The following is a 13,544-nucleotide window of genomic DNA, read 5'->3' on the forward strand; positions in this document are numbered from 1 at the left end:
CTTATCGTGACCATTAAAACTCTGTAAGCTAACCCTTACCATTCCGACCATGAGTCAGCATTAAGGAATAAGTTAAATATGAGTTCTGTAACCACCAAACAGCATGCTAACGGTTTAGATTACGTCGATGTAGACACCGAGCTATGTAAAGCACGGATCTTTATGCAAGGTGCTCAAATTGAGAGTTTTCAGCCTAAGGGAAAGCCACCTCTCTTGTGGGTATCTAGCGCTGACGACTATCAACCAGGTAGCGGAATACGAGGTGGTATCCCCGTTTGTTGGCCTTGGTTCGGCATGAATGAAAATCCCCAATGGCCTCAGCATGGTTTTGCCCGCATTCGCTTATGGCAACTCGACGCAGTGCAGATGCAAGACCAAGCAGTAGAACTTAAATTCAGTCTCACCGTCGATGATGCAGATAAGCAATATTGGCCTTACCAGAGCCGCGTTGAACTCATCTTCAACTTAAGCGACAGCTTGAGCGTTAAACTGGTTAACACCAACCTTGGTGAGACCCCTTTTAGTTTGACGCAAGCACTACACACTTACTTTCCCATCGAGGATATTCATCAGCTCAAAGCCAGTGGCTTTAGTGGCGCGAACTATATCGAATTTGGTGAAGGCCCCTACACTCAGGATGGCGATGAGGTATGCTTTGACCGGGAAACGGACAGAGTCTACAGCCAACTGGAGGATTGCCAACTGCTGCATACCCCAAACGGCACCATAGAAGTACACCGTGAAAACAGTCACTCGGCCATCTTGTGGAATCCCTGGATAGATAAGTCGAAACGATTATCTCGTTTTAATGACAAGGACTACCTGACCATGGTCTGCCTTGAGGCCGCAAATGTGTTGGACGACAAAGTCACGCTGGCCCCTGGTGAGTCTCACACCCTGGCCACCCATATCCGCTGGCAACCAAGCACCTAAGGATAGCGCCTAAGGATTACGCTTAAGAAGCGCCGCAGTCTATGTCCTCGCGGCGCCAATCAATGATAAACTCAAGCAGTAACTAACCACCCAAGAGACAAGGACAGATGTGGCGACGCCTTTTTAGACCCTGCAAAACCTTGCTTCTTGGTATCGCCTTGATGCTGATACTCCTGTTGGGCATAGCGGCATCACAACTAGCCAGCCTCACTCAACGTCTGCTCAACCCATATCTGAAAGATGCTGGCGTGCAAATTGTCTCTCTGCACCTCACCCCCAGTGATTTGGTTCATCTTCACCTCCCCCTGCTGCAACTTAGGGTCCACAACAGCCTGGTCACACTGCATGATCTGCAGCTTCAACTGACGCCAAACTGGTTAGACGGCCCTATGGGGCTACAAGGTCTCGACTCACTGGCGATTCGCCAAATCGAGGTAGACCTTGCCACAGACTTTTTTGAACGCATGGGCGCGCAACAAGATGACTCGGCCACCGGCGCACTGGAACTCAGCAAACTGCCTCAGATAGCCATAGGCCGAGTGACGTTCAAGACGCAGGCGCTAAGCAGTCCAGCAATAGAAAGACCTTTGGGGCTGAGCCTTGATTACCTCAATCTTGATGATAAGGGGCAGTTAACAAGCGCGCTGAGTTTCTATCAATCGCCGCTACTCACCCTCAATGCGACGCTTGAAAAGACCCGTTGGCAGCTCTCCAGCCAAATGGATCTTGATAACCTCTCTAAGCTTGTTACAGAGCTGGCCAGCTTATCGCCCCTCAACACACAAAGCAGCGCATCTGTCATCGCCCTGCACCAGCTGAAAAGGATATTGACCGAGGAGATGTGCCTAAAGGGCAAGTTCAACTCAGAGATGCAGCTTGATCTTGCCCGTGGAAACTTAACCTCTAGCCACCAGCTGAGCGATCTCGAGCTAGCGCTTGCCAGGGTTGGCGGTCAGCCGCTTAAGCATCCGCTCAAGCTGGAAATCACAGATATGACTAACATGCGCAGGGGGATAACGCTTGATCTGAAAGGCCCCTTAACCGATCTGCAGCTATCGCTTGCACCGACGCAATTAGAGCTGGCGCTGAGCCCCGAACAATTTCAGCCACTTGCCAGCAATCACTCCCCCATGCTCAATGGTCTATTAACTCAGCTGACGCCACAAGGCGCTGATTTTGGGGGGAATGGCTCTCAACCAACTGAGCCTCAGATAAGACTAACACTCAACTTGGGTCAAGCAGAGACAGAGCCTGGAAAAGTAGCATTCGATTACAACCTTGCCCACCAGCGCTTGAATCTTGCCGCAATGACGGCAAGTCTAACCCTTGGTGAAAATAAGCTCACGGCCAAGCTGAGCGACCTTGAGTTGAGCAAACTGATGCAAACAGCGACAGGCGCAGCGCCAACATCTGCGCCTGCCACTCACTGGCGCTTAGGCGCAGATTGGCAAATATCAGGCGAAGTTAACCAAGCGCTTTGCATCGCACTGCCCCCCGACAATCCAGTCGATGGCCACTGCGCAGACGCCAGCATGAACCGTCTATCGCTAGCACAGGCTCAATTATCCTTGGTGGGCAGTATTATTGGTGAGCAAGACACAGCCCACCAAAATCAACATTTCGTCTTGAGTGTAAGTGGCAGCGCGAGTCTATCCGAGCCCGGCTTTAATCATCGACAGCTAGAGGTAGGAGCAAGCGGTATCGACACAGAGCTCCCCTCACCCCTTAAGCTTGAATTTCAAACAGGTGCAGACCCAGCGCTTGAGCTGACTTGGCAAGCGGTGAATGTCAAAACGGCTAAGCATCGCCTTCGCTGGCCGTCAACGCACTCATCCCGCCAGGGCGTAGCGCCCATTGATCCCGCCGCCATGGCGAGCCTGACCAGCTCGCAGACAAGCACGACCCTTGGCGCTGGCCACATCAAGTTGCGTCATGGTGCGTTGCAAACCGCTGAGTTATCAAAGCTGAATATTCTTACCGTATCACCGCAACTTAACGAGCCAGGGCAAGCTGCAAAGCTAAATGCCGACAGCCTGAGTTTTAGCGCCCAGCAGGGATTAACCCTGAGCCAAAAACAAGTGCATATTGCTCCCCTAACGCTTGCCATTAATTCCCTGGGAGCCAGTCAGGAAACGCTAGATGCCAAGGGCCAGGCACTGAGTAATCAACTGCAGCTTGAGCATCTGACCCTTGAGACAAAAACGATTGACCTCAAGGCAGGAGACAACAGATCGGCAGACGAGCAAGGCGAAAACCTAATCCGTCTGTTGACGTTAGAGACATTACTTAATACGCCCTGGCAGAGTGAGCTTGATTATAAGCTGACCCAATTAACGCTCAAGCAGCAGGGCATGCGCCTCAATAAATTGCGCAGCAAGACCTTATATTCCCTGCCTGAAGCGAGTCTCAATCAAGCGATTCAATGGCAGGGGCTGACCACAGAGCAATCAAATAATTTGATCGCAAATCAAAATAAGCAGCCAAGTTACCGACTAAAGACCAAAGAATCCTGGCTGTTAGACAAGCTGCCTTTTGAGAGTCAGCACTTAATGCTGTTCTCTCAGGCGCTACAGCCACTGCAACTCAGCGGGCAGCTCAATATGGTCAATGACGCCAACGCTATCGTCGCGCGCCTCTCTCGTCTCAGGGCGATGCCGTCCAAGCTCTTCTTGATTGGAGATGCCCAGCTGCATGGCACTCATAATCTAACCTGGCAACGGGATAGCCTGGATTTCACGATGGCGTTAACACCAAGCATGCAGATCAGCGAGGGCAGCTTTCAGGCACTGCCATTTGAGCAAGCCCAATTCACGGCCCTGTGTGAGCTAACAGGCAATGATAACAAGGTAAATGGGCTCAATGCGGCGGTAAACTGTCAGCAGATAAACCTTAAGGTCGCCGCTTTTAATCCCGGAGTGTTACTCACGGATCTTAATGCTAATGCCGATTTTAAACTCGATATCGGCAAAGGACTTGACGCCACCATAGGCCTTAACGGTGCGGATGTGAAACTTAACGGCACGGCAAAAACGCTGGGCGGTGAGATCTTGCTGCCCATCTTCAACCTGAATCTGGGCGCCCCCTCCTCAGCTTATCTGGTGTTGCAGGGTATGGATCTGGCGCAGCTGCTCGCCGCGCAGCCGCAAACCGGAATTTACGCCGACGGCATCTTCGATGGCGTACTGCCAATCAGTCTCGAACAGGGCAAGGTTAGCGTTAGCAATGGCCAATTGGCGGCCCGAGCGCCAGGCGGCTTGATTAAAGTTGACGATAATCCCGCCGTAGTACAGATGCGCGTGTCGCAGCCCTACCTGGATTTCGCCTTCTCGGCACTGGAGGAACTTCACTATACCCAGCTGTCGAGTAGCTTCGACATGGCTCCCAACGGCGATGCCCAGCTAAAAGTACAGGTCAAGGGTCGGGCCAAGGATATTGAACGCCCCATACATTTGAACTACGCTCAGGAAGAAAATATGTTGCAGTTACTCAAGAGTTTACAAATAGGTGATAGAATGCAGACTGAAATTGAACGCGCGATGGCAAACTAACCTAAAGTAAACGTTCAGCTTATGGTCATATTGCTCAGAGTAATCTAAGTTCATAAGCCTAAGCTCACCATCAACCATATTAAGGAAGCACAGTGAAAAAATTGCTAACCTTGCCAACCATGACCCTGGGGCTAACCGGCGTGCTGCTCCTTGGTGGCTGCACGCCAACGGTAAAGATAGAGCCACCAGATAAGCCTATCGTCATCAACCTTAACGTTAAGATTGAACATGAGATCAAGATTAAGGTTGATAAAGAGCTCGATGAGCTGATTAACAACGATGAACTCTTCTAATCAAGGTATAAGGTGATTCAAATGAAAAGCAAAATACTTGTCTTGATAGCCGGACTTCTTCTTAGCCTCAATGCCTTTGCCATCTCACTACAAGACGCTAAGGCGCAGGGGTTAGTGGGTGAGCAGATAAATGGCTACTTAGGTGTGGTGGTTAATAGCGGCGAAGCCAGTGCGCTCGCCAAGTCAGTCAATGCCAAACGCAAGGCCCACTATGAAAAGATCGCCCTTAAGAACCAGATAAGCGTCGATGATGTTGCCAAACTGGCCGCAGAAAAAGCGATAGCGGCTGCCGATAAGGGACACTACATCCAAACACCGCAAGGCAAATGGATTAAAAAGTAATAGGTTAGCCAGCGACACTCTGTCGCTGGCCTAACTCACTGCATGGCGCCGATACCTCTTGCCTTCACCACGAGAAGATCGCACTGGATCCTATCTATCACTTGCTCCCCCACGTTACCACAGAGGCTTGAAAACAGGTCTGTCTTACCTGTATCGCCAACGATCACCAACTCAGAATCCACCTCTTTCGCCAACGACTCGATGGCATCTTCCGGCAAAGATTTAGTCAGGTGAATATGCTTGTTCTTGGGCGTATTCTCAGGCTGAAGATGGTAACGGGTCGAATACTGAGACATCTGCTGCAGGTGGAAGTGCTCATCGTTAGCCGGCGATACCGTCTGATGAAAGGAGATACTAGGTGTATCACCATAGTAGCAATCAATGAGGTGGCAATCGCCACATAGTAACTCAGAGAAATGCTCAGAGGTTTGCAGCACGGTTTCATTTAACTCTTTGTGCACCATATCATCGGCACAGGGTTCCACCAATGAAAGAATATGGCCTCCCGGATGCCAGATGTGATCTTTAACCACAACCACAGGACGCGAAGATTCGCGGATCAAGCGCACATCCAAAGGTTTGATGGTGAGCCAGTTCCACAGCTTATGCCGTGACGCTGCCAAGATCACCGCATCTACCCTGTAGTCTTCGCAAAACTGCAGCACATCATCGCTGGAATGACAGGCGATCGACGCTTTAGAAATATTCAGGCCTGATTGCACCGCCTGGCGAATAAAGGCGGTGAGACAACTCTGTTTACGCTCTTTGGTTTGTGGCTGAAACTGATCGCCGTTATTTTCAGACTCGAAGGTATCCACCAATCGGTTAACAAAATGGCTGTGCTCTAACATCATGACGATGATGATCGCATGGGTTTTACCGGCCAGATATACGGCCCGAGATACGGCCTTTAGGCTAAAATCGTGTTCATCTACAACCACTAATAATCTCTGATAGCTATCCATAAGCTTACTCTCCTCGGATTCGACATTAAGTTTAGCCCACCCGTTGGCCAGAAAAGTGGCGTCAGCCCAGTAATGGCGAAGCTTATCGCCAAGCTTATGATAATAGAAATGATTATTGTTAAGAACATTTTTACCTAACACAAGGCCTATGGAAACCTTTAGCTATTAGCAATCAGCAAGTGAATTAGATATCGAATAAAATCAGTTTATTATAAAATTTTACGCCAAAAAAAAAGCCACCCTAGGGTGGCCGTTTAAAACAGCGGCTATTAGAAAGCCAACTTTGCCTGACCTTTTAAGCCATGGTTATCCTTAACCGTTAATTTGACCTTGCTGCACTATGGCCAAAGTTGATAGCCCAAAGCTAGTAATAGCGCGGATACGGAACAGATCACCGTTTCCCTGACCATCGATTTGCTCTAGGCCGCCCCTGCTGACACAATCTTTACGGACCAGGGAGATTAGTTGTCCTGCCAGATCATCACTTTGGCCTGCTCACCTTGCTTGCGGGTCGCACGATACATGCCTTCGGTATTAAATGGAGTCGCGATATTACCGCGCTGATCGATAGCGATCACCCCGCCGGTGCCGCCCGCGGTGATCAGGCGTTGATTGATCACCTCATCGGCGGCCTGCAGTATCGATTTTTGCTGATATTTGACCTTGGCGCAGATATCGCCCGCCACATGGTAGCGAATAAAATACTCACCATGGCCAGTGGCCGATACGGCGCAAACCTGGTTTTCCGCGTAGGTGCCCGCGCCAATCACAGGCGAGTCACCGATACGGCCGAAGCGTTTCACCGTCATGCCACCGGTCGAGGTACCCGCCGCAAGATTGCCCTGCTTATCCAGTGCCACAGCGCCCACAGTGCCGAACTTATAATCGAGATCTAAATAGTTAAGCGACGCCTGATAATCTGCCTTGCCCTCTTGATTGCTCTGCGCCTGTTTTAATTTGGCCTTGGCATCGAGTAACTGCTGATAGCGAGCATCGCTATCAAAATAGGTGACGGGCACAAAGTCAAAGCCCTGGGTTAAGGCAAACTCTTCAGCACCTTCACCTGACAACATGACATGGGGCGATTTGTCCATCACGGCCCGGGCCAGATCGATAGGGTTTTTAATATGTTTAACCCCAGCCACCGCGCCCGCATTCAGAGTACTGCCATCCATAATCGAAGCGTCCATCTCGTGGCCACCATCATAGGTATACACAGCACCTTTACCGGCATTAAAGAGGGGGCTGTCTTCAAGAATATTGATTGCCGTAGTGACAGCTGTGAGACTGTCACCGCCCTGCTCCAACACCTTATACCCGGCATCCACCGCCTGTTTAAGCTTGTCGCGATAGGCTTGCTGTTGTTCATCTGTCAGGTTGGCTTTAGAGATGGTTCCCGCGCCGCCATGAATGGCGATAGAAAAAGGCGGTGTCTGCGCCATCACATTGGCGCTCATCAATAAACCCATCAGGCCAGATAACATTAGGGGGGTAATAGTGCTTCTCACGTTAGGCTTCCTCGTTATTGTTTGCCTTCTTTGTACCGATTTTAATCATTAATTACAATCATCATCTTGCTTGCCCTCTATAATCTGCGACAATAAACAACAATAAAATTCTCAACTAGATAGAGCCTTTTTCTTGCGGATCTCTGCTTCTTTATCCCAGCGACTACTCCTAACCCTACTCTTTTTGAGTTTAGGTACCTCTACTGCTTGGGCCGATAAATGGCTCAAGGTAGAAATTAACGGCGCCGATGAGGCGCTAACACGTAATATCACTGCCCATCTGGGCACGATCCCCAACTCAGAGGTACAACGCCGCGCCTTCATCTTTAATGCCGAAGAGAACATAGAAGCCGCGCTGCATTCGATGGGCTACTACAAGGCAAAAATTGAACCTCAGCTCGATAGTCCGGAAAATGCGCCCTGGACCTTACGCCTGGCCATCACGCCCGGCGAGCCAACGCTGATTCAGTGGATAGATATTCGCCTCTCGGGCGAGATCCTCGATGACGAAGTGATCGACCGATGGCTAAAACAGATCACCATTAAGCCCGGTGATCAGCTCAACCATGGCGACTATGAGTCGATAAAATCTCAGCTGCTGACCTATGCCCTTGCCCGCGGCTATTTTGAAGGGAAATACGTTACCAACCAGATAGTGGTCAACCGAGATCTCAATAGTGCACAGATCAGCCTGCATTACGACTCAGGGCCACGCTATCGTATCGGCGAGGTTCAATTTAACGGCCATGATCTGGTGCCGGGCTTTCTTGACCAACTCATCCCTTTCAAAGCCAACGCTCGTTACAGTACTGGCAAATTAAGCGCCCTCAACCGAGAGCTTGTGAATACGGGTTACTTCAATAACATTAAGGTGTTGCCACAACTCGACAAGATAACAGATGACAGGGTGCCCATACGCGTCGAGCTAAGCTCCAGACCCACCCACTCTATCGAGCTGGGTGTCGGTGCCGACATAGGTAATTCTCTTGATAACAAGGTAGACCCCAGAATAAGGGCCACCTGGCGCATGCCACAAATTAACCGCTATGGGCACTCTCAGGAGACCAGTATCGAATGGTCACCCGATACACCAAAATTTCTGACGACCTACACCATTCCCATGAGTCATCCGCTGGACGACCAACTCAAGCTAAGAATTGGGCTACTCAGGGACAAATATGGCGTCACTCAAGTCTATGATCCCGATAATCGAGACTATGGCAACACGGGCGAACTCGAGTCAGTGAAAAAGCTTGCAGGTGTTGTCAGACAAAAAGTGTTCGGCAATCAATGGATCTTTACTTACTCTCTCGATGCCATCAACGAACAATATACTCAGTCAGATATCGATTTCAAACCCGATCTCTTTCTGTTTGGTACCAGTCTGTCACAAACCATCAGGGGGGATAATAGCCTAGATCCTAAGTCTGGCTATTATCAGTCTTACAGCGTGGAATACGCGGAACCTGAACTTGGCTCAGATCTGCGCCTAGGTCGAATTCAGGCCAAGTTTAAATGGATAGACACTTTCTTTGATAAACACAGATTTGTGTCACGTTTGGATCTCGGTGCCAACCTAGTGAAAGAGGAAGATATGCCGCTTGTACCACCTTCGCTACGCTATTTTGCCGGCGGTGATCAAAGCATACGTGGCTACAGCTATCAGGAACTGGGGCCCTATATCGACTATATCGATACTGAAAATCAACTGGCCCGTATGGTTGTCGGTGGCCAGTATCTTTTAGTGGGCAGCCTAGAATACCAATACTATCTGACGCCGACTTGGCGTTTAGGAACCTTCATCGATGCTGGTAATGCCTTTGATAACAACCAGTTTAACCCTATTGCCTCCGTCGGCGGCGGCGTACACTGGATATCGCCCATCGGACCGATAAAATTGGATCTCGGTGTCGGCCTTAACGAAACCGAAACCGTAGACCGTAGCTGGCGTATCCACTTCACCATGGGGGCTGAGATATGATTGACCAGTCCAATGAGCTAGACCTGGCACAAACCGATAACCAAGGCGCGGTGCCAGCCAGCCCCCTAACCCCCTTTAAACGTCTGCTTGGCTGGCTACGCAACCTGATCCGCTTGGTTTTCTATCTGCCCTTAGCCCTACTGATCATGCTGGCCTTGATGTTCGGCACCCCCCTTGGCACGCGCGTGTCAGTCATCTTGGCCGATGCCTTAGTGCCCAACTTGTCGGTCAGCTACAGCGCAGGCCGGCTCAACGGCCAATTAACCTTAGCTCATGCCCACTGGCAGATGGCGGGCATAGTCGTTGATACTCAGGATCTGACGCTCAACTGGCGTCCGCTATGTCTACTGCAACGCCAACTTTGTGTCGATACCTTAAGTGCCTCAGCGGTACAAGTCGACATAGATACAGATGAGCTTAAGGGTAAGGATGACAACCAAGCGCTAGCGGAAGAATCCATTAAAGATGAAGGAGCAGAGCCCATCAAAGAGGAGGTAACAGAGGCCGATGAGCAGCAGCTGGTACTTCCCTTTGGCATATTGCTCAATCAAGGCGATCTCAAACAGGTCAAGGTTCGGGTCAACCAGATGCAGTTTAATGCCGACGCCCTCACAGCCAAGGCCAGCTGGTTAGAAACGGGGCTCAGGGTAAACCAACTGGCCAGCCAAGGACTCTATATCGATATTCCCCTGTCTGCAGAAACGGACAAGGCAGCAGACGCCGACCAGGCTGATGCCGATAGCTGGCCCCTCACCCAGTTGCCAGAGGTGGCCATTCCCATGCCTATCTTTGTCGATACCGCCGAGCTCACCGACAGCGAGCTCAGGCTGGGGCAACGAATCGATCATTTCCAAGCCTTCGCCCTGCAAGGCAGTTATGTCGGCTACAAGATAACCTTGGACAGCCTAGATGTGCAGCATGACTATGGTAAGGCCCACCTAGATGGCCATATAAGCCTAGAGCAAGATTACCCTATGGCGCTGAACCTGCAGGCCGATCTCGCCAGTCAGCAGCTCACCGAGCTGCCACAGTTGAAACGCCAGCAGCTAGAAGCGGAAATAAACGGGGGCTTTGCCGCACTCGCGGTAACACTAAAAGGCAAAGGCCATTTGGATCTGGCCCTAGATGGCGAAATCAACCTAGACAGCCCACAACTGCCCTATCGTGTGGCGCTAACCAGCCCGCATCTGATGTGGCCGCTTGCCGAGCCTGAATATGAAACCAAAATCCTTACACTCAATAGCCAAGGTAGTATTCAGAAACAAAGTGTCACCCTAAACGGCGACCTGAAGACCCCTTATCACCCTTGGCTTACGCTCGATGTCGAGTTTGAACACCAAACTAAGCAACTCTCGTTCGCTAAGCTGGATGTCGACAGTGAGATGGGCAAGGCCAAGCTCGCAGGACAACTGGCTTATGGCGACAAACTCCACTGGGATCTGCAACTCGATACCCAGACACTGGATCTGAGCCAGCTCAATATCGCCACTGAGCAGCCCCTACCAGAAACAGAAATTAACGGCAGCTTGCACAGCCAAGGGGACTATAGTGACAAACAGTGGGCGATTGGCGTCAGCAATGCCGATCTTCAAGGTCACGTTGCAAACTATCCGCTGCGGCTTCAAGGCGATATTGCCATCAATGACAAATTCCAGCTTAATGCCAAACAGCTGCAACTCAATGCCTTAGAGTCCGAGCTGACCTTGTCGGGACGTGTCGATGACAACTGGTCTCTCGATGGTCAGCTGAGCGTGCCAGCGCTTAGCCTGTGGGATCCTCGCGCCAGTGGCGCTATCGAGGCGGTTATCAATGTCTCTGGCGACGATGAGCACCCAGAAATTGCCATCAATGCCGATAGTGTGGAGCTGCAATACGCCGATATGCAAGTCGAGAAGGCAAAACTGATCGCCTTCTACCGTCCCCAGGATGAGCATCAATTTGCCCTGTCGTTAAAATCATCCGATATCAAACGGCAAAACGTTAGTTTGAGCACCTTTATCTTAGGGATCAAAGGCGATCTCAATAAACAAAAATTGGGGCTGCAGACCGATGGCGATATTCAGCTGCAAACCTCCATCGCATCCAGCTATGATGATAAAGCCCAAAGATTCGACGCCAACGTCAAACGTATTAACCTTAAATCTCGCCTAGGCGCCATGGCACTGGACAAGCCCATAGCACTCTATTGGGATCAGCAACAAGGCTATGGTGAAGTCGCACCTTTTTGTTGGCAACATGAGGCTGCCAGCCTTTGCCTGACCGACATTGCAGAACTTGGCGACAAGGGCGATACCCAGCTGCAGTTTACCGGTGATCTTGGCGCGTTGCTTTCGCCCATCTTACCCGATCGTCTGACCTGGCGGGGACCGACCCAGCTCGACGCTCTATTTCATTGGGCCAAAGGAGAGAAACCTACAGGCGAGATTGAACTGGCGATGGCACCCGGCCAGGTTGACTTAAGCACCAACAGACGCCAGATTAACGCGCAATATAAGTATCTGCAGCTGAGCGCGCAGCTCACCCCTGAGCGTTTTACTGCCGATGCCAAGTTCGAGTCTGAACGTTTCGCCAAGCTGAACACCAAGGTGGAAATTAGCACAGATCCCGAGCATCATCTTAGCGGCCAAATCGACCTGAAAGATATCAACCTCCATGCGCTGGCAGACTTTACCCCGCAGCTTGAGGTACTCGACGGCCGGGTGAGCAGTGTCATTACACTTGGCGGCACCCTAGAGAGCCCGCAGCTAACCGGCTCAGTCGACCTCATCGACGGGCAATTAGCCGCCGCGGCTAACCCGACGCTGCTGGACAACATAGCGCTAACGCTCTCACTCGTGGGCCAAGGGGCTAAACTGACGAGCCAGTGGACGATGGGCGAAGGCAAGGCAGAACTCGAAGGGGATCTGAACTGGCAAGAGGGTCTACAAGGAGATTTTCAGTTCAAAGGCGATAAACTTGCCATTATTCAACCGCCGCTGGCTATCTTAGATGTCTCACCAGATCTCACCATAGGCTTTAGCAACAAGCACTTAGATATCCAAGGGAATGTAGATATCCCTTCAGGCCATATCAAGATAGTACAGTTGCCCGAAGGTGGTGTGGCCCAATCGGACGATGTGATCTTTAACGACAGTCTGTCGACCCAAGTGCAGGAAAAAAATCCTATCGCTATTACCAGTCAAATCATGCTCAATGTGGGTGACAAGCTCAACATTGACGGCATGGGGCTACGGGGCATGCTACAGGGAACCCTAGAACTGCGCCAAGCGGCCTTTAAACCTCCTCTGCTCTACGGTGACATCAGAGTGGTCAATGGCACCTATAAATTCATGGGCCAGACCCTGTCGATCAATGCCGGTGAAGTTCAGTTTATTGGCCCTATGGCCGTGCCGAACCTGAATATTGAAGCGACACGGGAGATCAAAGAAGATGATGTTATCGCGGGCGTACGCATTACTGGCACACCGGCGAAACCAGTGGTCTCCCTCTTCTCAAATCCCGCCAAAGAGCAGGCTGAAATCCTTTCTTACATCATCAAGGGTACTGGGCTTAATAACTCAGATTCAGATCAAAACAATGCCTTGATGATGGGCGCCGCCCTGACCCTAGGCAATCAGCTCGGCGATAATGCCTTCTCCAATATGAGCAGCTCCGCAAGTGGTGTGATAGAAAAGCTGGGGATCTCTAACGTTCAACTCGATGCCAACGATGACGGTAAAGTTGCCATAAGCGGCTATATTGGCGATGACCTTATGGTCAAATACGGCGTGGGCGTATTCAACCCAGGTTATGAGATGACAGTACGCTACTACCTGATGTCTCAACTCTATCTGGAAAGCGTCTCAGGCACCATCTCTAAGACTTTAGATATCTACTACAGCTTCGATATCGATTAACGCTATTGGCCTGACACAAAAAAGCCGCTGTTTTCAGCGGCTTTTTTTAGTTCATCATCAATAAGAACTCGATGTCAT

General features: G+C 50.6%; 8 protein-coding genes. 6 read left to right on the plus strand and 2 right to left on the minus strand.

Features of this window, described 5'->3' with window-relative positions:
* Positions 1–78 precede the first annotated feature (78 nt).
* From K0I62_RS11280 to K0I62_RS11295, 4 genes are all read left to right on the plus strand, one after another.
* On the plus strand, positions 79–933 hold the full coding sequence (locus tag K0I62_RS11280; RefSeq protein ID WP_220068242.1) for a D-hexose-6-phosphate mutarotase: 855 nt from the start codon (positions 79–81) through the stop codon (positions 931–933).
* Between the two features lie 161 nt (positions 934–1,094).
* Positions 1,095–4,481, plus strand: coding sequence for an intermembrane phospholipid transport YdbH family protein (locus K0I62_RS11285; RefSeq protein ID WP_220068243.1), 3,387 nt, complete (start codon positions 1,095–1,097; stop codon positions 4,479–4,481).
* A gap of 119 nt (positions 4,482–4,600) precedes the next feature.
* Positions 4,601–4,774: a YnbE family lipoprotein gene (locus K0I62_RS11290; protein ID WP_220071359.1), complete on the plus strand. Its 174-nt coding sequence runs from the start codon at positions 4,601–4,603 to the stop codon at positions 4,772–4,774.
* Between the two features lie 21 nt (positions 4,775–4,795).
* Positions 4,796–5,116 (plus strand): YdbL family probable chaperone protein, encoded by a 321-nt coding sequence (locus tag K0I62_RS11295; protein ID WP_220068244.1) that lies wholly within the window; start codon positions 4,796–4,798, stop codon positions 5,114–5,116.
* 35 nt (positions 5,117–5,151) lie between these two features.
* Here K0I62_RS11295 and K0I62_RS11300 read toward each other — a convergent pair whose 3' ends face one another.
* Both K0I62_RS11300 and K0I62_RS11305 read right to left on the minus strand, forming a co-directional pair.
* Positions 5,152–6,081, minus strand: coding sequence for a universal stress protein (locus K0I62_RS11300; protein ID WP_220068245.1), 930 nt, complete (start codon positions 6,079–6,081; stop codon positions 5,152–5,154).
* 461 nt (positions 6,082–6,542) lie between these two features.
* Complete coding sequence (locus tag K0I62_RS11305; protein WP_220071360.1) at positions 6,543–7,565, minus strand: isoaspartyl peptidase/L-asparaginase family protein; 1,023 nt, start codon at positions 7,563–7,565, stop codon at positions 6,543–6,545.
* Positions 7,566–7,722: 157 nt separating this feature from the next.
* Here K0I62_RS11305 and K0I62_RS11310 point away from each other — a divergent pair, with 157 nt between their 5' ends.
* Together K0I62_RS11310 and tamB are read left to right on the plus strand one after the other, a co-directional pair.
* On the plus strand, positions 7,723–9,570 hold the full coding sequence (locus K0I62_RS11310; protein WP_434086812.1) for an autotransporter assembly complex protein TamA: 1,848 nt from the start codon (positions 7,723–7,725) through the stop codon (positions 9,568–9,570).
* Entirely contained in the window at positions 9,567–13,466 is a 3,900-nt protein-coding gene (gene tamB, locus K0I62_RS11315; RefSeq protein WP_220068246.1) for an autotransporter assembly complex protein TamB, read from the plus strand. Before K0I62_RS11310 ends, tamB begins: the two co-directional genes overlap by 4 nt.
* Positions 13,467–13,544 lie beyond the last annotated feature (78 nt).

The sequence above is a fragment of the Shewanella psychrotolerans genome, from assembly GCF_019457595.1.
Lineage (GTDB): Bacteria > Pseudomonadota > Gammaproteobacteria > Enterobacterales > Shewanellaceae > Shewanella > Shewanella psychrotolerans.

What these genes read in the sequence shown, in the direction of transcription:
- K0I62_RS11300 (WP_220068245.1), bottom strand. Translation starts at nt 6,081, where the DNA reads ATGGATAGCTATCAGAGATTATTAGTGGTTGTAGATGAACACGATTTT.
- K0I62_RS11295 (WP_220068244.1), top strand. Translation starts at nt 4,796, where the DNA reads ATGAAAAGCAAAATACTTGTCTTGATAGCCGGACTTCTTCTTAGCCTC.
- K0I62_RS11285 (WP_220068243.1), top strand. Translation starts at nt 1,095, where the DNA reads ATGCTGATACTCCTGTTGGGCATAGCGGCATCACAACTAGCCAGCCTC.
- K0I62_RS11280 (WP_220068242.1), top strand. Translation starts at nt 79, where the DNA reads ATGAGTTCTGTAACCACCAAACAGCATGCTAACGGTTTAGATTACGTC.
- K0I62_RS11290 (WP_220071359.1), top strand. Translation starts at nt 4,601, where the DNA reads ATGACCCTGGGGCTAACCGGCGTGCTGCTCCTTGGTGGCTGCACGCCA.
- tamB (WP_220068246.1), top strand. Translation starts at nt 9,567, where the DNA reads ATGATTGACCAGTCCAATGAGCTAGACCTGGCACAAACCGATAACCAA.
- K0I62_RS11305 (WP_220071360.1), bottom strand. Translation starts at nt 7,565, where the DNA reads ATGTTATCTGGCCTGATGGGTTTATTGATGAGCGCCAATGTGATGGCG.